General features: G+C 58.4%; 18 protein-coding genes. 4 read left to right on the forward strand and 14 right to left on the reverse strand.

Features of this window, described 5'->3' with window-relative positions:
• Nucleotides 1–3: 3 nt before the first annotated feature.
• The 4 genes from frc (AC1DZE_RS08025) to oxc all read right to left on the reverse strand — a co-directional run bounded on the left by frc (AC1DZE_RS08025) (nucleotide 4) and on the right by oxc (nucleotide 4,954).
• The gene (gene frc, locus AC1DZE_RS08025) at nucleotides 4–1,251 is read right to left on the reverse strand and encodes a formyl-CoA transferase (protein ID WP_477669187.1); all 1,248 of its coding nucleotides are present in this window, start codon (nucleotides 1,249–1,251) and stop codon (nucleotides 4–6) included.
• 126 nt (nucleotides 1,252–1,377) lie between these two features.
• Complete coding sequence (locus AC1DZE_RS08030; RefSeq protein ID WP_477673967.1) at nucleotides 1,378–1,824, reverse strand: PAS domain-containing protein; 447 nt, start codon at nucleotides 1,822–1,824, stop codon at nucleotides 1,378–1,380.
• Nucleotides 1,825–1,935: 111 nt separating this feature from the next.
• Nucleotides 1,936–3,207, reverse strand: coding sequence for a formyl-CoA transferase (gene frc, locus AC1DZE_RS08035; protein ID WP_477673966.1), 1,272 nt, complete (start codon nucleotides 3,205–3,207; stop codon nucleotides 1,936–1,938).
• Nucleotides 3,208–3,235: 28 nt separating this feature from the next.
• Entirely contained in the window at nucleotides 3,236–4,954 is a 1,719-nt protein-coding gene (gene oxc, locus AC1DZE_RS08040; protein ID WP_477669188.1) for an oxalyl-CoA decarboxylase, read from the reverse strand.
• Between the two features lie 184 nt (nucleotides 4,955–5,138).
• Between oxc and AC1DZE_RS08045 the strand changes: the two genes are divergently transcribed.
• Nucleotides 5,139–5,747: a Crp/Fnr family transcriptional regulator gene (locus AC1DZE_RS08045; protein WP_477646571.1), complete on the forward strand. Its 609-nt coding sequence runs from the start codon at nucleotides 5,139–5,141 to the stop codon at nucleotides 5,745–5,747.
• A gap of 68 nt (nucleotides 5,748–5,815) precedes the next feature.
• On the opposite strand, the gene AC1DZE_RS08050 is transcribed toward AC1DZE_RS08045, so the two are convergent.
• The 3 genes from AC1DZE_RS08050 to AC1DZE_RS08060 all read right to left on the reverse strand — a co-directional run bounded on the left by AC1DZE_RS08050 (nucleotide 5,816) and on the right by AC1DZE_RS08060 (nucleotide 9,049).
• Nucleotides 5,816–7,345 (reverse strand): tripartite tricarboxylate transporter permease, encoded by a 1,530-nt coding sequence (locus tag AC1DZE_RS08050; protein WP_477669189.1) that lies wholly within the window; start codon nucleotides 7,343–7,345, stop codon nucleotides 5,816–5,818.
• Nucleotides 7,346–7,393: 48 nt separating this feature from the next.
• A complete protein-coding gene (locus tag AC1DZE_RS08055) occupies nucleotides 7,394–7,915 on the reverse strand; it encodes a tripartite tricarboxylate transporter TctB family protein (RefSeq protein ID WP_477669190.1) in 522 nt (173 codons plus the stop codon).
• Nucleotides 7,916–8,026: 111 nt separating this feature from the next.
• Complete coding sequence (locus AC1DZE_RS08060; RefSeq protein ID WP_477669191.1) at nucleotides 8,027–9,049, reverse strand: Bug family tripartite tricarboxylate transporter substrate binding protein; 1,023 nt, start codon at nucleotides 9,047–9,049, stop codon at nucleotides 8,027–8,029.
• Nucleotides 9,050–9,357: 308 nt separating this feature from the next.
• Between AC1DZE_RS08060 and AC1DZE_RS08065 the strand changes: the two genes are divergently transcribed.
• Nucleotides 9,358–10,254: a hypothetical protein gene (locus AC1DZE_RS08065; RefSeq protein ID WP_477669192.1), complete on the forward strand. Its 897-nt coding sequence runs from the start codon at nucleotides 9,358–9,360 to the stop codon at nucleotides 10,252–10,254.
• 136 nt (nucleotides 10,255–10,390) lie between these two features.
• Here AC1DZE_RS08065 and AC1DZE_RS08070 read toward each other — a convergent pair whose 3' ends face one another.
• The 6 genes from AC1DZE_RS08070 to gcl all read right to left on the reverse strand — a co-directional run bounded on the left by AC1DZE_RS08070 (nucleotide 10,391) and on the right by gcl (nucleotide 16,605).
• Nucleotides 10,391–11,401, reverse strand: coding sequence for a 2-dehydropantoate 2-reductase (locus tag AC1DZE_RS08070; RefSeq protein WP_477669193.1), 1,011 nt, complete (start codon nucleotides 11,399–11,401; stop codon nucleotides 10,391–10,393).
• 23 nt (nucleotides 11,402–11,424) lie between these two features.
• Entirely contained in the window at nucleotides 11,425–12,192 is a 768-nt protein-coding gene (locus AC1DZE_RS08075) for a fumarylacetoacetate hydrolase family protein (RefSeq protein ID WP_477669194.1), read from the reverse strand.
• 9 nt (nucleotides 12,193–12,201) lie between these two features.
• A complete protein-coding gene (locus AC1DZE_RS08080) occupies nucleotides 12,202–12,582 on the reverse strand; it encodes an HAD family hydrolase (RefSeq protein ID WP_477669195.1) in 381 nt (126 codons plus the stop codon).
• Between the two features lie 450 nt (nucleotides 12,583–13,032).
• Nucleotides 13,033–13,959 (reverse strand): 2-hydroxy-3-oxopropionate reductase, encoded by a 927-nt coding sequence (gene glxR / locus AC1DZE_RS08085; protein ID WP_477669196.1) that lies wholly within the window; start codon nucleotides 13,957–13,959, stop codon nucleotides 13,033–13,035.
• 30 nt (nucleotides 13,960–13,989) lie between these two features.
• On the reverse strand, nucleotides 13,990–14,769 hold the full coding sequence (gene hyi / locus AC1DZE_RS08090) for a hydroxypyruvate isomerase (protein ID WP_477669197.1): 780 nt from the start codon (nucleotides 14,767–14,769) through the stop codon (nucleotides 13,990–13,992).
• A gap of 39 nt (nucleotides 14,770–14,808) precedes the next feature.
• The gene (gene gcl / locus AC1DZE_RS08095) at nucleotides 14,809–16,605 is read right to left on the reverse strand and encodes a glyoxylate carboligase (protein WP_477669198.1); all 1,797 of its coding nucleotides are present in this window, start codon (nucleotides 16,603–16,605) and stop codon (nucleotides 14,809–14,811) included.
• A gap of 144 nt (nucleotides 16,606–16,749) precedes the next feature.
• Between gcl and AC1DZE_RS08100 the strand changes: the two genes are divergently transcribed.
• Nucleotides 16,750–17,658 (forward strand): LysR family transcriptional regulator, encoded by a 909-nt coding sequence (locus AC1DZE_RS08100; RefSeq protein WP_477672765.1) that lies wholly within the window; start codon nucleotides 16,750–16,752, stop codon nucleotides 17,656–17,658.
• Nucleotides 17,659–17,767: 109 nt separating this feature from the next.
• Nucleotides 17,768–18,727, forward strand: coding sequence for a LysR family transcriptional regulator (locus tag AC1DZE_RS08105; RefSeq protein ID WP_477699936.1), 960 nt, complete (start codon nucleotides 17,768–17,770; stop codon nucleotides 18,725–18,727).
• An 11-nt stretch (nucleotides 18,728–18,738) separates the two neighbouring features.
• Here the strand turns inward: AC1DZE_RS08105 and AC1DZE_RS08110 are convergent, their stop codons facing one another.
• A complete protein-coding gene (locus tag AC1DZE_RS08110; RefSeq protein ID WP_457280493.1) occupies nucleotides 18,739–19,539 on the reverse strand; it encodes a sulfite exporter TauE/SafE family protein in 801 nt (266 codons plus the stop codon).
• Nucleotides 19,540–19,624: the final 85 nt, after the last annotated feature.

Here is a 19,624-nt window from a genome sequence, read left to right on the forward strand (position 1 = left end):
GACCTAGATGACGCGCTCGGCGCGTAATTCGGCGATGTAGTCGGCGCCGTAACCCAGTTGCGTCAACACTTCGTCGGTGTGCTCGCCCAGCAGGGGGGAGCGCGTGACTTCAGTGGTGCTGTCGGACATCTTGATCGGATTGCCCACGGTCAGGTACTTGCCGCGTGTGGGGTGGTCGACTTCAACAATGGTGCCCGTTTCGCGGAGCCCGGGTTCTTCCGAGATCTCTTTCATCGACAGGATGGGACCGCAGGGAATGTCGTACTTGTTCAGGATTTCCATGGCCTCGAACTTGGTCTTGGTCATGGTCCATTTCTCGATGCGCGCGAAGATGGGCTTCAAATGCAGCAGCCGGGCTGCCGGCGTCGCGAAAGCTTCGTCGTCAATCCAGCCTTCTTCGCCGATCACTTTGCACACGGCTGGCCACACGGCGCCCTGGGTGATGAAGTAGATATACGCGTTGGGGTCGGTCTCCCAGCCCTTGCATTTCAGGATGGAGCCCGGCTGGCCGCCGCCGGACGCATTGCCGGCGCGCGGCACGGCCTCACCGAACTTGCCGTCAGGGTACTGCGGGTATTCGTGCATGGTGCCGGTGCGCTCCAGGCGCTGCTGGTCGCGCAGCTTGACGCGGCACAGGTTCAGCACGGCATCCTGCATGGGGGCCAGCACTTTCTGGCCGCGTCCCGTGGTGTTGCGTTGATAGAGGGCCGCGACGATGCCCAGTGCCAGGTGCAGACCGGTTCCGCTGTCGCCAATTTGTGCGCCGGTGACCATGGGTGGGCCGTCATCAAAGCCGGAGGTGGAGGCTGAGCCGCCCGCACACTGGGCAACGTTCTCGTAAACCTTGCAGTCTTCGTAGCGGCCGGGGCCGAAACCCTTCACCGAGGCGACGATCATCCGGGGATTGAGCTTCTGGATGTGCTCCCAGGTGATGCCCATCCGATCGAGTGCGCCAGGGGCAAAATTCTCGACCAGCACATCGCACTCCTTGATCAGGGTATCCAGAACCTCTTTGCCTTTCGGCTTTTTGGTGTCCAGCGTGATCGAGCGCTTGTTGTGGTTGAGCATCGTGAAGTACAGGCTGTCCACACCGGGAATGTCGCGCAGCTGCCCGCGTGTCGCATCGCCTTCGCCGGCACGCTCGACCTTGATGACGTCGGCGCCGAACCAGGCCAGCAATTGGGTGCACGTCGGCCCCGATTGAACGTGGGTGAAATCAAGAATGCGGACACCGTCTAACGCTTTGCTCATGAAAGTTCCTGCCGGGAAGTTGAAAAGTGGTTGTTACACACGGTTTGATCCGTGCTCAGGGCTTACTCTGCCCTGTTCAACCTCTATGGTAATCACTGCTCCAGTGGTGTGTCTGTACGGTTTGGGTTAGGGTGTATTACCCTGAGGAGCAAGCTGCATTTCAAGCTCGGTCAGGCGTTTCTTCAGATTTCGTTCTTCGGCAAAGCGGGCGGTTTCGTCGCGGATCACCGCGACGATGGCCGAAACCTTGTTGTCCGGGGTATGTAACAGGGCGACGGTAAAGGCGATAGACAGCCCATGCCCGTCCTTGTGCACGGCCGGCACACGCAGAACGTCGTTGCCATACCGCGTTTTTCCGGTTTCCATGGTCTTGTGGTAGCCGTCCCAGTGGCGCTGCTGCTGGCGCTGCGGAATGATGATGTCCAGCGACTTGCCCAGGGCTTCCTCTTCCGTGAAACCGAACATCCGCGTAGCGGCCGGGTTCCACAAGACGATCGCCCCGCCGGCATCAGAGGCAACAATCGCGTCGCCAACGGCTTGCACGAGCTGTTTCAGGTCGGTTGTTGTTTGCATAGGTCCACTCCTGGTGCTGGCAATAGGCTGGCTGAGGCTTAAAAAAAACGGCGCTCAAACTGAACGCCGTTTTTTGCGGGCCATCAAGGCCGGTAAGGCAGAAAACTGCGTTTAAACCGCTTTTGCCGTGTGCATGGCTGCGATCTGGTCCTTGCTGTAACCGAGTTCAGACAAAACTTCATCGGTGTGCTCGCCCAGCAGGGGCGATGCCGTTACTTCGGGCTTGGTGTCAGAGAACTTGATCGGGCTGCCCACGGTGAAGTAGCTACCGCGCACTTTATGCGGGACTTCAACGATGGAGCCACTGGCGCGCAAGGATTTGTCATGTAACAACTCCTTCATCGACAACACGGGCGCGCAAGGAATATCAAATTTGCGGAAGACGTCCACGGCTTCGAACTTGGTCTTGTCGGCGATGAATGCTTCAATCGTCGCGAAGATGTCCATGATGTGCGGCTGGCGTGCCTTGGCCGTGGTGTAGGCCGGGTCGGTTTTCCACTCGGGTTTACCCAAGGCGTCGCAGATCGGCTCCCAGGCATGCCCCTGGACCGTGAAATAGATGTAGGCGTTGGGGTCGGTTTCCCAACCCTTGCATTTCAAAATCCAGCCGGGTTGTCCGCCACCGCCGGCATTGGCGCCGCGCGGTACCACGCCGTCTTTGAAGGCTTCCATTTCATGCGGGTATTGCGGGTACTCTTCCAGGTAGCCGAGGTTGTCCAGGCGTAACTGGTCGCGCATTTTGACGCGGCACAGGTTGAGCACACTGTCCTGCATGGACACGGCGACTTTTTGGCCCTTGCCAGTCTTCTGGCGGCCGATATAGGCCGTCAAAATACCGATGGCCAGGTGCATGCCGGTATTGCTGTCGCCCAAAGCAGCAGACGAAATGGTGGGGCCTGAGTTCTCGCCTTTCCAGTAGCCGGTGGTGGACGCTGCTCCGCCTGCGCACTGGGCCACGTTTTCGTAAACCTTCAGGTCTTCGTAATGGTGGCCGTCAGAGAAACCCTTGACGGATGCCAGAATCATTTTCGGGTTGAGTGACTGGATGTGTTCCCAGGTGAATCCCATACGGTCCAGCGCACCGGGACCAAAATTCTCGACCATCACATCTGATTCCTTGATGAGCCTCTCCAGCACTTCCTTGCCTTCAGGCTTTTTGGTATCCAGCGTCAGGCCGCGCTTGTTGCTGTTGAGCATGGTGAAGTACAGCGCGTCAGCGCCTTCGATGTCTCGCAACTGGCTTCGGGTGACGTCGCCAGAGCCAGGACGCTCGACCTTGATCACGTCAGCGCCGAACCAGGCGAGCATCTGAGTGCAGGCAGGGCCTGCCTGCACGTGCGTGAAGTCGATGATTTTGATGCCTGCGAGTGGTTTGTTGCTCATTTTGATTTCTCCTTGGGATGGCTTTGGATTACTTCTTTGCTGCAGCACTCTGCGGATTCAGGCTGGTGATTCGACCACTTTCGGTCCCTGCGGTTTCGTCGATGATGGCGTTGATCAGGGTCGGCTTGCCAGATTTAACGGCTTCGTCCAGCGCCTTCGCCAATTCGGCTGGGGTGTTGGCCAAAACGCCCACCCCGCCGAAAGCCTGCATCATCATCTCGTATCGCGCATTCTTGACGAACACGGTGGGTGCTACGTCGCCGCCCAGCGGATTCACGTCGGTCCCCTTGTAAATGCCGTTGTTGTTAAAGACGATAACGCAGACGGGGAGGTTGTAGCGGCAAATCGTCTCGACTTCCATACCGCTGAAACCGAAGGCGCTATCGCCTTCGATCGCGATTACGGGTTTACCCGTAGTGACGGCGGCGGCAACGGCAAAGCCCATGCCAATGCCCATGATGCCCCAGGTGCCGACGTCAAGGCGTTTGCGCGGCTCGTACATATCGATAATGCTGCGCGCGAAATCCAGCGTATTCGCGCCTTCGTTGACAACGATGGCATCGGGGCGTGCTTTAACCGCATTGCGGATGACGTTCAGCGCGCTATGGAAGTTCATTGTCGGCGGGTTCAGCGCCAGGGTTGCCGCCATCTTGGACAGGTTCTTGTCCTTGCGCTCAGCGATCCCCTGAGTCCATTCGGCCGGTGGTTTTGCCCACTTTGAGCCCAAACCTTCCAGCAATGCCGAGACGCACGAGCCGATGTCGCCGACCAGCGGTGCGGCGATCGGTACGTTGCTGTCCATCTCGGTCGGCGAGATGTCGATCTGGATGAACTGCCGGGTGTCGGCGTTCGGGCCGCCCCAGGTCTTGCCTTTGCCGTGCGACAGCAGCCAGTTCAGGCGCGCGCCGACCAGCATCACCACGTCGGCTTCTGCCAGTACATGGGAACGGGTGGCGGATGCCGACTGGGCGTGCGTATCGGGTAGCAGGCCTTTGGCCATCGACATGGGCAGGTAGGGAATGCCGGTTTTTTCGATCAGGGCACGGATTTCGGCGTCGCACTGTGCGTAGGCTGCGCCTTTGCCCAGCACGATCAGCGGCCGTTTGGCACCTTTGAGCAGGTCGAGCGCGCGTTTGACCGAATCGGGCGCCGGGATCTGGCGGGGAGCGGGGTCCACAACTTCGATGAGCGACTTTTTGCCGGCTGCAGCATCCATGGTCTGCCCGAACAGTTTGGCCGGCAGGTCGAGGTAGACACCGCCAGGGCGGCCGGACAGCGCCGAGCGGATGGCGCGCGCGATACCGACGCCAATGTCTTCGGCGTGGAGGACGCGAAATGCTGCTTTGCACAATGGCTTGGCAATTGCCAGCTGGTCCATTTCTTCGTAGTCGCCCTGCTGAAGATCCACAATCTCGCGCTCGCTTGAGCCGCTGATCAGGATCATCGGGAAGCAGTTGGTCGTTGCGTTCGCCAATGCTGTGAGCCCGTTGAGGAAACCGGGCGCCGACACCGTCAGGCAAATGCCGGGCTTTTGCGTCAGGAAGCCGGCAGCCGCGGCGGCATTACCGGCATGCTGCTCGTGGCGGAACGAAATCATGCGGATGCCCTCAGCCTGCGCCTTGCGCGTCAGGTCAGTGATGGGAATGCCGGGCAAGCCGAAGATCGTGTCAATGCCGTTGAGCTTGAGCGCGTCGATCAGCAGGTGAAATCCATCTGTCTGCTCTCCGGATTGGGTGTCTTTTGTCATTTGAAATGTCTCTTCGTTTGACTTGGGTAAAAATTGAGCAGGCCTGGCTGTCCATTGGCATGCACGAGGGTCATTTGCATCGTCGGGTTATCATAGGAATTGATTCAGGTTTCACCCTTGACCGAGGTCAACTTTCTCTGTATTTGGACCGCACAAACGTGTCAGTTCCGCACCCTCCCAACCCATGTTGTCCATACAAAACCATCCAGATAGAAATGTCATTCGTGTTCAGCTGGCACAGAACATAGTTCTGAAGGGAATTACGACGGAGCAAAGCGCTGAACTGGAGCCGCATCTGGTGATTGTTGATGGTCAAAAGGGTGACTCGCTCCTGCATCAGGGTGTTCATGAAATGGAACAGTATTTCATCCTCGAAGGCATCCTGAAGCGGGTGGTAACCAATGAGCAGGCCAAGGAGATGATTCTTCGTTTTGCCGACGAACGCGACATGGAAACCAGTTATGCCGCGTGGCGCCTCGGTACGCCCACGCCTTACAGCACCGTTTGCGTGACCAAGGTCCGGGTGGCAAAGCTGCCGCTGCAGGAGTGGGTGGCATTTCTGGAGCGTCACCACGAAATCAAGCAGTCTTTCGAGTATTACGTAATGCGCTTGATGAGCGAAATCATGGCCCATACCATTACGCTGCATTTGCTGGATGCACCGGGCCGTGTCAAGCGGTTTCAGCGCAAGCATCCCGAACTGTTTGACCGTATTCCCAAGAAAGAATTAGCGTCCTACCTGAACCTGTCGGCAGAAACCCTAAGTCGACTCAAGCAGCGTGGCAAGATCTGACGGAAGACCGAAGCGGAAATAAAAAGGCCGGGTGATATACCCGGCTTTTTTATTATGGGCTCGAAGGTTCAGTCCACAGGCTGTTCCGCTGCAAATTCAGTCTTCTTGGGCGGACGAATTTTGGCCAGAACACGGGAGATCAGTGGCCACAGCAACAAAACCAGGGCAAGTGTCGTGATGCCACCCACCAGCGGGTTCGACCACATGATGGACATTTCGCCTTGCGACACGAGCATCGCCTGGCGGAACGAGTCTTCGGCCTTGTCTCCAAGGACCAGCGCGAGCACCAGCGGTGCGAGTGGATAGTCCAGTTTCTTGAAGAGGTAGCCCACCACGCCGAACAGCATCATGAACCAGATGTCCAACATGGCGTTGTGGACGGTGTAGGCGCCGATGGCACAGATGACCACAATGATGGGAGCAATGATTGAGAACGGGATGCGCAGGATGGATGCAAACAGCGGGACCGTGGTCAGCACAACGATCAGTCCTACGAGATTGCCCAGGTACATGCTGGCAATCAGTCCCCAGACAAAGTCTTTTTGCTCAACAAACAGCAGTGGCCCGGGCTGCAGGCCCCAGATCAGCAAGCCGCCCAGCAAAACGGCTGCGGTGGGCGAACCCGGAATCCCCAGTGCCAGCATGGGCAGCAGGGCGCTAGTGCCGGCAGCGTGCGCTGCGGTTTCGGGAGCAATGACACCTTCGATCTCACCGGTGCCGAACTTCGGGCCGTTCTTCGACATTTTCTTGGCAAGGCCGTAACTCATGAATGAGGCCGGTGTTGCGCCGCCAGGGGTGATACCCATCCAGATGCCGATCAGCGAGCTGCGAACCGACGTCATCCAATACTTCGGCAGCTTTTTCCATGTCTCCAGCACGACCTTGGGGTCGATCTTGGCGCTTTTGCCCGAGAACGCCAGTCCTTCTTCCATGGACAGAAGAATCTCGCCGATGCCGAACAGGCCGATTACCGCGATCAGGAAATCGAAACCGCGCATAAGGTCCGGGATACCGAAGGTCAGGCGCAGCTGGCCGGTTACGGTGTCCATGCCGACGGACGCCAATGCAAAGCCGAGCGTCATGGACGCGAGGATCTTGAACGGAGAGCCTTTGCCCATGCCCACGAAACTGCAGAAGGTCAGAAGGTAGACCGCAAAGAACTCAGGTGGACCGAACTTGAGTGCGAACTTGGCCACCAGGGGTGCCAGAAAGGTGATCATCACGACGGCAACAAAGGCACCGACGAAAGATGAAGTGAACGCAGCTGTCAGCGCGGCGCCCGCCTTGCCTTGTTGAGCCATCGGGTAGCCGTCAAAGGTGGTTGCTACCGACCAGGGCTCTCCCGGTATGTTGAACAGGATGGAGGTGATCGCACCACCAAAAAGCGCACCCCAATAGATGCAGGACAGCATGATGATTGCCGAGGTGGGCGACATCGTGAACGTGAGGGGCAGCAAAATGGCGACCCCGTTGGCGCCGCCCAGGCCGGGCAGCACGCCGATCAGCACGCCCAGAATGATGCCCACGAACATCAAGACGATGTTCATCGGCGTCAGGATGACGCTGAATCCGTGAAAAAGCGAGTTTAGTTCTTCCATTTCGATATCCGGTAAAAGTTCAGTGGGCTCGATGCGGGTATAGATGACTCAGTAGCCGAGGAAGCTCAGCAAGTCGAACTGGCCTTTGAACAAGGGAACCTTGAACCAGACCTCGAACATGAAGAAAAACAGCGCGATCACAACGAAGGAGGTGATCACGCTTTTGATCGGGGAGAATTTCCCCAGGATGATCATGAACAGCGCGATGTATACAGCGGACGCCACGTAGAGGCCAAAAAACTGGACAGCCAGCACATAAACAATGGCAGGAAGCAAAACGGCAAGTACCCGCTTGAGTTGCTCTCTGTCGACAAATACCTCGGTATTCCTGTTCTTGCCGAACAAGGCTTGGTAGAGGGTGCCGAGGCCTGAAATACACAGGATGATGCCGATATAAAACGGGAAGTAGCCTGAACCGGGGCCATCGGTGGTCCAGCCGGACCCCAGGGCCCAACTGCCCTGGATGACCACGGCACCCAGGATGACAATACAGGTGGCTACGATCGCTTCAACAACATAGGTCGCGACGCCCGAGCGGGCTTGCGCGCCGGATTCTTGGTTTGGCTCCATGAGCAACTCCGTTGGATTGAGTGCCCTGTACCAGGGCGAACTTGATTGATTGTGGGGCTGACACTTGGCCAGCCCGCAGGAGAAAACCCGTCGAACGGGTTTTCTTTATCGTTACTTCGCGATGAAGCCGGCTTCCTTCATCAACTCACGATGGCGCTGCTCTGCGCCGCCCAGCCATTTTCCGAACTCGTCGCCGGACATCGACGTCTGGTTGAACGCACCTTTTTCCATGTAGTCTTTCCACTCGGGGGTCTCGCGGACTTTCTTGAGCAGGTTGACATAGAACTCGAGCTGGTCTTTCGATACGCCAGGCGCCATGAATATGCCGCGCAGCATGGTGTAGTCGGTGGGCACGCCAGCTTCCTTGCACGTCGGGATGTCGGCCCATGACAGGGTGTCGGTGACTTTGGTCTTGTAGGGCATGCGTTTGTCGTCGAAGACGCACAGAGCCCGAAGCTGGTTGGCGCGCCACTGGGCGACGGCCTCGATCGGGTTGTTGACGGAAGAGTCGACGTGCTTACCGACGAGCTGGACCGCGACTTCACCGCCTCCCTTGAATGGGACATAGATGAATTTTGTGCCTGTGGCCTGCTCAATGCCGACAGTGATGATCTGGTCTTCCTGTTTGGAACCCGTGCCGCCCATCTTGATTTTGCTGGGGCCTGCGGCTTTTACGGCTGCCAGGTAGTCCTTGGCGGTCTTGGCGGGGTTTTCTGCGTTGACCCATAGCACGAACTGGTCGAGCGCCATCATGGACACGGGCGTCATGTCGCGCCAGTTGAAGGGAACACCTGTCGCCAGAGGTGTGGTGAAGAGGTTGGACAGCGTGATAATGATCTTGTGTGGGTCACCTTTGGCGCCCTTGACTTCGAGGAAGCCCTCCGCGCCAGCACCGCCGGATTTGTTGACGACGATCAGCGGTTCTTTCATCAGCTTGTGCTTGATGATGATGCCTTGCATCAGTCGGGCCATCTGATCGGCCCCGCCGCCGGTACCCGCAGGGACCACGAACTCCACTGGCTTGGTGGGCTCCCAGGCTGCATGGGCGGGGAAGGCCGTCAGCGCCGCTGCCGCGATGGCGCATGTCCCCGCTGCAGTCAATTTATTCCTGATGCTCGCAAATCTGGTTTTCATCACGTTGTCTCCTGTATTGGGTAACTCTGTTTGGGCTTGGAACTTCTTTACTGATTCCCTGGCCGGAGCATATTGCACGCGTATGGTCTTACCAAGTGGACGAAAAACTCTTGACAGGGGTCAAGTTTGTGGGATTTTCGATGCCCTCTAGGGTTTGTCCCGAGCTGTTTTGCTCCATGGCGGGCGCTTGATAGCGTATCTCCCTAGGAGGAAAGTGTCACATCGCCGATACCATGAATTTCAAAAGGGCTGGCGCTTCGTTCCGTGGCGATGACTGGGACACAAAAATGTTTTGAAAGGTAATAGCCATGAAAAACTCATTGTTGCTGATGGCTTTGTTTTTTTTTGGTTTGACCGCGCAGGCGCAGCAGTGCGAGGGCGGTCTTTACCTTAATCCGCAAGTGATCCGGGGCGAGGGAGCCTCGCAAACCGAAAGTGCCCTGAAAGAACTCGTTGACTTTATCCGCCCCACGGGGCTGTCGGTCACGCCGGTGCTCAACATCCGGGAGACGCAGGATGTTTTGACAGCCGTCAAGAAACCGGCGCCACCATGCTGGGTCTATGGCAACCCCGTGGTCGGTCTTGCCTCGGGCTATAAGCCGGTGGCTGTCAACATGGACCCGATCCAGTCGGCTGTACTGATTCTGGCTGACATCGGAACGGTCAAGGACGGCAAACCGGTCGAGTTGAAGACGCTCCCTCCCGCTGATCAAGCTAAAGTGCTCGCCAAGCTCAAGACGACCAGTTGCTTTGGCATGAAAAGCGGTGTGACCACATCGCTCGTAAAAGCCGAGAATTTTTGCGGCACGGTGGTCGAAATATTGCCTCAACAAGGGCTGGGGCAAAGCTACTTGCCGACCAAAGCGGCATTTCATTGGCAAGCGGACCGGTGGGCCGGTCTGATTACCCGGCTACAGAGCGCACAGGCTGCCACCATGAAAAGCCACCACGGTACCGATGAGCGCATCCATATGGCGCAACTGGTCATTGTGCCGACCGCCAACGCGAGTTGGGGCTACGGGCTGTATGTTCACCCTGGCGCTCCAGCAGATGTGACTAAAAAAGCGGCTACTCTGTTCGACTCCCTCAAGAACGCAAACCCACTCCTGTTAAAGGCGTTGGACCTTGGGGCCAAGTTCGATTTCGACACTCCTTCGGACGCGGTGGTTGAGGCCATGAAGAAATCGTTGGCCTTTGGACCTTGAGTCGGATCGTTTTTTAGGCTTGCCGCAGCTCGCGGCACCAGGAAAAGCCGTTGTGCGCCGCAGCAATTAGATGAGGCCTGATTGGCTGTCACAGTCCTGTCGGTGCCAAACCCAAAGCCCGGCCGTTACCGGGCAATCAGGCCGCGAGCTGAAGGCGCACCTGTCCGCGCTCTTCGTCCATGGTTTTTGCGAGCAGCTTGACCAGGGCATATACCGTGTCGATGTGCGGCGTTGGTGTTTGCGTAAGACGTCCCAGTTCGACTACTGAACCCACCAGGGCATCGATTTCCGGGGCTCGGCCGGCTTCGATGTCCTGCAGCATGGATGTTTTGTGCTTGCCTACTTTCTCAGCGCCGGCGATACGCTTGTCCAGCGTGACGCGAAACTCGATGCCCAGCTTGTGCGCGACTTCCTGCGCCTCGCGCATCATGTTGGCGGCCAGGTCGCGCGTCAGCGGATACTGGCAGATGTCCACCAGTGTGGAATGGGCCAGGCTGCTGATGGGGTTGAAAGTGAGATTGCCCCAAAGCTTGAGCCAGATCTCCGATCGGATGTTGTCCAGAACGGGCGCCTTGAACCCCGCGTTGCCAAAACATTCTGAAATTCGCGTGACACGTTCGCTGATTGAGCCGTCAAGCTCGCCGACCGGAAAGCGGTCGCCTTCGATATGTTTCACGACACCTGGCGCCACAAGTTCAGAGGCCGGGTAGACGACACAGCCGATGACGCGCTGCGGAGGGATCATTTTTGACAGCGTACCGCTGGGGTCCACGCTATGGACCTGGCCTCCTTCAAACGGGCCACCATGATTATGGAAGTACCAGTAGGGGATGCCGTTTTGCATGGTGACGACTGTGGTGTCACGCCCAAACAGCTTGGGAAGATCGTTGGCTACAGCCTCTACCTGATGTGCCTTCATGGCCAGGATCACCAGATCCTGCGGGCCGGCTTCTGTGTAATTGTTGGTCGCCTTGACATTTTCCGCAACGTGTTCGGTGCCATCGTGCATGATCAGCTTCATGCCCTTTTTACGAATAGCATCCAGGTTGGCGCCCCGTACGATGAAGGTCACGTCCTCACCGGCCAAAGCCAATTTCACACCCACATAACCGCCGATGGCCCCGGCCCCAATGATCGCAATCTTCACACCCGTACTCCTGGTAAAAAACGTTATTCGAATCGGTTGCTGAGCCTGCCGATACCGGCAATCTCCACTTCGATCGTGCTTCCCGGTTTCATGGATCCCACGCCGATTGACGTACCGCACAGGATGATATCGCCTGCATAGAGTGTCATGTCCTGGGATATCAAGCTCACCAGCTGCTTCACTGAAAAGCGCATGTCGCTGATGGGATAGTCCTGGCGGATCTCGCCGTTGAGGATGGTTTTAACTACCAGTTTGTCTGGATCAAGACCTGTGGCCACGACGGGACCGAAGGGGCAGAAGGTATCCAGCCCCTTGGCGCGTACCCACTGGGCAAACGAGGCATCACGGTTCAGTATGTCGGCGACCGTTACGTCGTTGGCGCAGGTGTAGCCGAACACATGATCCATCGCATCGTGCTCGGGAACCTGCTTGCATGTTTTGCCGATCACGATGCCCAGTTCGCCTTCAAAAACTACTTTGCCATTGCATGGGGGCTTGAGGATGGTTCCGTTTGGATCCAGGTAGGAGTTCGGCGCCTTGATCAGGTAGAGCGGCTCGGCTGGCACAGCCAGGTTGAGTTTTTGACCCAGGGCGTGGAAGTTGTTCCACATCGCGATGACTTTGCTTGGCCGTACCGGCATCAAGAGCTCGACGCTGGTCAGCGGCAGCACCCGGTCCGTGGGTGTCGCACCGGAGAATATGTCGCCCTGGCAAACCCGGATGTTCTCTCCCTCGAGAGTTCCGAAGCCGGTTGAATTGCCTTCCCTGAAACGTAGCCAACGGTTAGACATTCCGGCCCTTCACGTGTACAGCGCACTCGGCGTGAACCGGGGTGCTGGCGTGGTGTTTTTTGGCCGGCTATTGGCTGGCGTGAGTGAATGGCTGGACCAGCCGGCATAAGGAGCCGGGTTTGCCCGGCTGGCGACCATGCTGGCATGGCAGCGGGCCTTGGCCGCTTCGATGGCCTCAACCAGGAAATCTGCTTCGTAGGCTCGCAGCAGATGCGCCTGCTCGGTCTCCAGATAGGTACGCACGGCATCGCGGCCTTGGGCCTGCAATCGGGCATAAGTGGGTGCATCCCAGTGCCAGGTCAAGCCGAGCTCTTCGAATGCGGCGTTGTAGGCGTGGCGGGTCTGATCGGTCCGGTCGGCGGCAGTGTTGTCAAGCGAGGCGTTGAGCATGGAGGTCTCCTTTGATGGGTGGATGCTCTGGGGGCACTTTTCGATGCGTGATGCACCGGGCTTGAGACAACTGTAGAAAGAATGAATGATTAATGATAGTTAAAGTATTTCATATAAATGATTATCTATGAGTTATATATAAATAATGCCCGGCGCGAAGGGTACGGTTCACGCAGGTGGGTAAGAGTGCAGTGACTTTCCGGCGCGCCTGCGTGCGCACGCCAATCCCGAACAAGTGGGGGTGAGAAATGGAGGCTGGAGTTTTTTCGGCAGTTCCATCACGGAATGCGATCCGGCCGCATGGGATTTTTTCTTCGGCTGGACCAATAACAGGCCCAATGCCGGCTGCATGAGCGGTGCGGTGCGACTTTGGGGACTGTTAACTCCCGGTGCAAACGGACGCAACGCAAAGACGCCGGATCCACGCTTGTGCGCGCGTTCCGGCAACGATCACCCGGCCTGCTGGCCAATCTCGAAGTTGGCCAGTTTCTCCAATGCGCGCACCATTGCGGAGTGGTCCCAGGTTTTGCCGCCGTGTGCGACGCAGGAGTTGAACAGCTCCTGCGCGGTGGCCGTGTTGGGCAGCGAGATGCCGAGCAGGCGCGCAGTCGAGAGCGCCAGGTTCAAGTCCTTCTGGTGAAGCTCGATGCGAAAACCCGGGTCAAACGTGCGCTTGACCATGCGTTCACCATGCACCTCCAGAATCTTCGATGACGCGAAGCCGCCCATCAAGGCCTGGCGTACACGCGCCGGGTCAGCGCCGGCGCGGGCGGCAAACAGCAGCGCCTCGGCCACCGCTTCGATGTTGAGCGCCACGATGATCTGGTTTGCCACCTTGGCGGTCTGGCCGTCACCGTTACCGCCAACCAGCGTGATGTTCTTGCCCATCAATTCAAACAGCGGCTTGATGCGTTCAAACACGGCTTGTGGGCCGCCGACCATGATGGACAGCGTCGCATTTTTGGCACCGACTTCGCCGCCGGAAACCGGTGCGTCAAGGTAGTCGCAGCCCAGTGTGTTGATTTTCTGCGCAAAGGTTTTGGTGGCTATGGGCGAGATGGAGCTCATGTCGACGACAACCTTGCGTTCACCTGCGTCTGCGGCCGAACCCTTCAGACCGGCTGCGATACCGCCTTCGCTGAACAGCGCAGCCTCCACGTCAGGGGTATCGGGCACCATGATGAAGATGATGTCCGCGCGCTCAGCTACGCCACGGGAATTCACGCATTGCGTGGCGCTGCCACTGGCAATTGCATCGGGCATCTTGCCGAGGGTATGGACAAACAGCTGATGCCCAGCCTTGATCAGATGGCCGGCCATGGGAGCGCCCATGATGCCGAGGCCGACGAAGCCGATTTTCAGGGCGTTGGAGGTCATGTAAACGTAGTCCTTGTGAGATGGTGCGGGTCAGCTTGTCAGGCGCTGGCGCCAGCCCAGTCCTGCGTCCGTCGTGCTGGCAGGTTTGTATTCGCAGCCTATCCAGCCGCCATAGCCAAGGCGGTCCAGGTGCGTGAACAAAAATGCGTAGTTGATCTCGCCGGTGCCCGGCTCGTTGCGGCCGGGGTTGTCGGCCAGCTGGATGTGGGCGATGCGTGCCAGATGTTTTTGTATCGTCGCCGCCACTTCGCCTTCCATGCGCTGCGCGTGGTAGATGTCGTACTGCACGAAGGCGTTGTTGGCACCGACCTCGTCCAGAATGTCCAGTGCCTGAGCCGTGCGGTTCAGGTAGAAGCCCGGAATGTCAAAGGTGTTGATCGGTTCGATCAGTAATTTGAGGCCGGCCTTTTTCAGTTCGATGGATGCATAGCGCAGGTTATTGACAAAAGTCGTGCGCAGAACGGCATCACTGGCACCCACTGGTGTTTTGCCGGCCAGGCAGTTGAGTTGACCTACACCGAGCACCTGGGCATACGTGATGGCTTGGGTCACACCGGCACGGAATTCCTCCACACGATCAGGGTGACAGGCAATGCCGCGTTCGCCGGCCTCCCAGTCGCCGGCGGGCAGATTGTGCAGCACCAGCTGCAGACCGTTGCTGTTGAGCCTGGCCTTGATATCGGCGGCACTGAAGGCGTAGGGGAAAAGAAACTCTACCGCCTTGAAGCCGGCCTTCGCAGCCGGTTCAAAGCGGTCGAGGAACGCATGCTCGGTATAGAGCATGCTGAGATTGGCGGAAAATTTAGGCATGATTTCTTTGCTGGTGGGGCGTTGGCCGTTGCTAGGGGCTTACTCAAGCAAGCCGGCCAGTTCCAGGCCTTCACGGCCCTTGGGGTGGCGGCAGTCGATGTCTTCGAACTCGTTGACCTTGTCGATCTCCGTGCCCATGGCGATATTGGTGACCTTTTCGAGGATGACTTCCACAACCACCGGCACCCGGTATTTGCGTGCCATCACCTGCGCCTCGACCATGGCGTCATTGATCTTTTCAGGATCGGTCACGCGCAATGACTTGCAGCCCAGGCCTTGCACCACAGCCTGGTGATCCACGCCGTAACTGCGCAGATCACCTTCGCCTGCCGGTACGTTCTGGTTTTCGAAAGCAAGCTGTACGCAGTAGTCCATCTCAAAACCTCGCTGGGCCTGGCGGATCAGGCCCAGATAGCTGTTGTTGACCAGCACCTGCACATAAGGCAGGTTGAACTGCGCACCCACGGCCAGCTCTTCCATCAGGAACTGAAAGTCGTAGTCGCCGGACAGCCCGACAACGGTACGTGTCGGGTCGGCGGCCACTACACCGAGGGCCGCGGGGATGGTCCAACCCAGCGGCCCCGCCTGGCCGCAGTTGATCCACTGGCGTGGCCCGTACACATTGAGAAACTGCGCGCCGGCAATCTGGCTCAGGCCAATGGTTGTCACGTAAATGGTGTCGCGCGGGAACACCTTGTTCATTTCTTCATACACGCGCATCGGTTTGATGGGGGTCTCGGTAAAGTGGGACTTGCGGTGCATGAGCTTTTTCCGCTCAGCACAGCGGGTGGCCCAGTTGCCATAGTCGGGCAGGCTCTTCGCCATCTTGCGTTCGCGGGCGACCTGCACCAGCAGTTCCAGTGCGGCTTTGGCGTCGCTGACAATGCCAAAGTCCGGATTGAACACCCGGCCAATCTGCGTCGGCTCGATATCGACGTGCACAAAGGTGCGGCCTTTGCAATACACCTCGGGCGAACCGGTGTGGCGGTTGGCCCAGCGGTTGCCGATGCCGATGACGAAGTCGCTGGCCAGCATGGTGGCGTTGCCGTAGCGGTGGCTGGTTTGCAGTCCGCACATGCCGGCCATCAGGGGGTGATCGTCGGGAATGGTGCCCCAGCCCATCAGCGTGGGGATCACCGGCACACCGGTGAGTTCGGCAAACTCGACCAACAAATCGGAGGCGTCGGCATTGATGATGCCGCCGCCGGCGACGATCAAAGGCTTGCTGGAAGCAGCAAGCATGTCGAGTGCTTTTTCGATCTGTTTGCGGCTTGCAGCCGGCTTGTAGACCGGTAGCGGCTCATAGGTGTCAATGTCGAATTCAATTTCGGCCATCTGCACATCAAAAGGCAGGTCGATCAGCACCGGGCCGGGTCGTCCCGAGCGCATCAGGTGAAAGGCCTGCTGGAAGGAACGCGGCACCAAGGCCGGCTCACGCACAGTCACGCTCCATTTAGTGACCGGCTTGGAGATGGATTCAATGTCTACTGCCTGGAAATCCTCCTTGTACAGGCGCGCACGGGGCGCCTGCCCGGTGATGCACAAAATGGGGATGCTGTCGGCAATTGCCGAGTACAGCCCGGTGATCATGTCGGTACCGGCTGGGCCGCTGGTGCCTATGCACACCCCGATGTTTCCGGCCTTGGCGCGTGTGTAGCCTTCGGCCATGTGCGATGCGGCCTCGACGTGCCGCGCCAGGATATGCGTGATTGACTGGCGCTCACGCAGTGCGGAGTAAAACGGGTTGATGGCTGCGCCGGGCACACCAAAAGCTTGCGTGATGCCTTCTTTTTCCATCACCAGAACGGCGGCCATGGCGGCCTTCATTTTTGCCATTGAAGTCTCCTAGAGGGTTGCTGATCGTTGGACGGATGGTCGCGGCGTTGATGGCTGCGGGGAAGCCCCATCCCGTGCATTACGCTTATTCCAATTTGGAATAAATGATTGCCTGGCCGATGTCGCCGTGGTCTACTTGCGGCCATGGACCGCATTCAAGCCATCCGGCTTTTCATTCGCGTGGTTGACCTCGGCTCTTTCAGCAAGGCTGCTGCCGATATGGGTATGGGCCAGCCGTCGGCCACCAAGCTGGTGGTGCAACTGGAAAAGCAGCTGGGTTCACGGCTGCTCCATCGTTCGACCCGTGGCGTGACGCCCACCGAGATCGGCGCACTGTATTACGCCAAGTGCAAGCTGATCGCGCACCATGTCGAAGAGGCCGAGACGGTGGCGGCGCTATTGCAGTCGCAGGTCCAGGGCGGCCTGCGAATCACTACCTCCGTAGCTTTCGGACGGCGCGTGCTGGTGCCGCTGGTCATGCGTTTCATGCAGATGCACCCCAAATTGCAAATCGAGCTGAACTTTGAAGACCGTTATGTCAACCTGGTTGAGCAAGGCATTGACGTGGCGATCCGGATGGGGCCGCTCGCTGACTCGACGTTAGGGGCGCGTTACCTGGGTATCAACCCGTGGGTGGTCGTGGCCTCGCCCGATTACATCAAGAAGCGCGGTGCGCCGGCCGATCCTGCGGATCTTGTCACGCACGATGCGCTGATCTACAGCACGGTGCAAGGCGATGCGCGCTGGCATTTCAACGGAGCCGAAGGCCAAGCGCGTCAGGTCTCGGTCAGTGGGCCGCTGCGCTCGAACAATCTCTCGGCGCTGCTGGTGGCAGCGCGCGGCGGTATGGGCGTGGCTGCCTTGCCCCGGTATGTGGCGCATGAGTCGGTGCGCAGCGGTACTCTGGTGCCCCTCCTGAGCGGCTGGGTGCTGCCATCGCAGGAAATCCATGCTGTTTATCCTTCGCCCCAATTGGTGCCGGCCAAGGTCAACGGCTTTGTCGGCTGGCTGCAAGGCCAGTTCGGCGAGTCCTGGTGGGCGGACCAGAAATAGCTACGGGCGAAAGCTTGCCCAGGTCGACCGGCCTGTAATGAATGATTATTCATTGCTAACCCATTTGATACCATGAATTACTTATGAGTTATGGATTAAAGGGGCCGAGATGAAGAATGCGACGTTGCGCCAGCTTAAGGTGTTCGAGGCTGTGGCCCGCAACTTGAGCTTTTCGCGAGCCGCCGAAGAGCTGCACTTGACACAGCCGGCGGTGTCCATCCAGGTCAACAAACTGGAAGACCACGCAGGCCTTCCACTGTTTGAGCAGCTCGGAAAAAAAATTCATCTCACGCCGGCGGGCATTGAGATGCTTCACTCCAGCCGGATCATCATCCAGCAGTTCAAGGAGGTGGAAGAAGCCATGGCGCAGTTCAAGGGCATCTCCGGCGGCAAGCTGAATGTTGCGGTGATCAGCGCCGGCGATTATTTTTTTCCGCGCCTGCTCGTCGAGTTCGCACGGCGCCACTCGGGCGTGACGCTGGACTTCGGCGTCTGCAATCGCGAGGAACTCTTGAGCCAGCTGACCGATAACCTGACGGATCTGGCCGTCATGGTGCGCCCGCCGCTGGATATGGACACAGTGAGCGAACCTTTCGCCCCGCACCCTTATGTTGTTGTGGCGGCGCCCAACCATCCGCTGGCAGCCAAAAAGCGCATTCCGCTATCGCGCCTGGCCAGCGAACCCTTTGTTGTGCGTGAAAAGGGTTCCGATACCTGGAATTCGATGGAGGAGGGCTTCGGCGCGCACCTGGCCGACCTCAACATCGCGATGGAGATCAAGAGCACGGAAACCATCAAACAGGCCGTGATCGCGGGCATGGGGGTGAGTTTTCTGTCGGCGCATACCATCAGCCGCGAACTTCAGGTGGGCAGCCTGACCGTGCTCGACGTGCAGGGTTTTCCGTTGATGCTGAATTGGTATGTCGTGCACCGCCGCAACAAGCGGCTGACGCCGGTAGCGCAGGCGTTCAAGACTTTTTTGATGACGGATGGCGGGGTGTTGATCGAGCAGACGATTGGTTTTCGCCCCAAAACGGCACAGCCCCGGCGTGCTGTCACCCGCCGTTAGCACAACAAGGGTTAGCGCAGCAGGAAATAGGCTGCCAGGATATACAGCACGACCGCGAAGACTTTCTTTAGCGGCTGGATGTCCATGCGATGCGCCGTGCGTGCGCCCAGCGGCGCTGTGCAAATACTGGCCACCGAGATGATGACCAGCCCTGGCAGGTACAGAAAGCCGATGGAGCCGGGCGGCATTTGCGGGAGATTCTGGCCGGCCCAGATGTAGCCCAGGGTGCCGGCCAGCGCGATTGGAAAACCAAGGGCTGCCGAGGTTCCCACGGCGTCATGGATTTTCACGTTGCACCAGGTCATGAAGGGCACCGAAACGAAGGCGCCGCCTGCACCCACCAGTGAAGACAGCATGCCGATGACACCACCCATGCCAAAGGTGCCCAGGCGGCCGGGCAGGGTGCGGCTGGGTTTGGGTTTACGGCCCAGAAACATCTGGGTGGCTGAAAACGCCACAAAAACGGCAAACAGGATGCTGAGGATCTTGCCCGGCAAGGCCACTGCCAGTTGGGCGCCAATCAATGACCCCAGCAAAATGCCGGGCGCCAGCAGCCGAACGATGGGCCACAGCACGGCCCCGCGCCGGTGATGCGCACGCACTGATGACAACGAGGTGAAGCAGATGGTGGCCAGCGAGGTGGCGACCGCCATTTTCACGGTGTATTCCTGCGGGTAGCCCTTTGCCGTAAGGATGAAGGTGATGAACGGCACCATCAGCATCCCGCCGCCGATGCCCAGCAGGCCTGCAAGAAAACCGGTGCACAGACCCAACAAGAGAAGTTCGGCAATAAGTTGGGGTTCGAGAGACATCAGATCTGCTGTGGCACGGCGGGCTGGGCCCACAACCGGCTATTGTTTTTGTTCGCGGCCTGGATTCCGTTCGGATCCGGGACAA

This window comes from Polaromonas sp. P1_F1, assembly GCF_056405795.1.

What these genes read in the sequence shown, in the direction of transcription:
- frc (WP_477669187.1), bottom strand. Translation starts at nt 1,251, where the DNA reads ATGAGCAAAGCGTTAGACGGTGTCCGCATTCTTGATTTCACCCACGTT.
- AC1DZE_RS08030 (WP_477673967.1), bottom strand. Translation starts at nt 1,824, where the DNA reads ATGCAAACAACAACCGACCTGAAACAGCTCGTGCAAGCCGTTGGCGAC.
- frc (WP_477673966.1), bottom strand. Translation starts at nt 3,207, where the DNA reads ATGAGCAACAAACCACTCGCAGGCATCAAAATCATCGACTTCACGCAC.
- oxc (WP_477669188.1), bottom strand. Translation starts at nt 4,954, where the DNA reads ATGACAAAAGACACCCAATCCGGAGAGCAGACAGATGGATTTCACCTG.
- AC1DZE_RS08045 (WP_477646571.1), top strand. Translation starts at nt 5,139, where the DNA reads ATGTTGTCCATACAAAACCATCCAGATAGAAATGTCATTCGTGTTCAG.
- AC1DZE_RS08050 (WP_477669189.1), bottom strand. Translation starts at nt 7,345, where the DNA reads ATGGAAGAACTAAACTCGCTTTTTCACGGATTCAGCGTCATCCTGACG.
- AC1DZE_RS08055 (WP_477669190.1), bottom strand. Translation starts at nt 7,915, where the DNA reads ATGGAGCCAAACCAAGAATCCGGCGCGCAAGCCCGCTCGGGCGTCGCG.
- AC1DZE_RS08060 (WP_477669191.1), bottom strand. Translation starts at nt 9,049, where the DNA reads ATGAAAACCAGATTTGCGAGCATCAGGAATAAATTGACTGCAGCGGGG.
- AC1DZE_RS08065 (WP_477669192.1), top strand. Translation starts at nt 9,358, where the DNA reads ATGAAAAACTCATTGTTGCTGATGGCTTTGTTTTTTTTTGGTTTGACC.
- AC1DZE_RS08075 (WP_477669194.1), bottom strand. Translation starts at nt 12,192, where the DNA reads ATGTCTAACCGTTGGCTACGTTTCAGGGAAGGCAATTCAACCGGCTTC.
- AC1DZE_RS08080 (WP_477669195.1), bottom strand. Translation starts at nt 12,582, where the DNA reads ATGCTCAACGCCTCGCTTGACAACACTGCCGCCGACCGGACCGATCAG.
- glxR (WP_477669196.1), bottom strand. Translation starts at nt 13,959, where the DNA reads ATGACCTCCAACGCCCTGAAAATCGGCTTCGTCGGCCTCGGCATCATG.
- hyi (WP_477669197.1), bottom strand. Translation starts at nt 14,769, where the DNA reads ATGCCTAAATTTTCCGCCAATCTCAGCATGCTCTATACCGAGCATGCG.
- gcl (WP_477669198.1), bottom strand. Translation starts at nt 16,605, where the DNA reads ATGGCAAAAATGAAGGCCGCCATGGCCGCCGTTCTGGTGATGGAAAAA.
- AC1DZE_RS08100 (WP_477672765.1), top strand. Translation starts at nt 16,750, where the DNA reads ATGGACCGCATTCAAGCCATCCGGCTTTTCATTCGCGTGGTTGACCTC.
- AC1DZE_RS08105 (WP_477699936.1), top strand. Translation starts at nt 17,768, where the DNA reads ATGAAGAATGCGACGTTGCGCCAGCTTAAGGTGTTCGAGGCTGTGGCC.
- AC1DZE_RS08110 (WP_457280493.1), bottom strand. Translation starts at nt 19,539, where the DNA reads ATGTCTCTCGAACCCCAACTTATTGCCGAACTTCTCTTGTTGGGTCTG.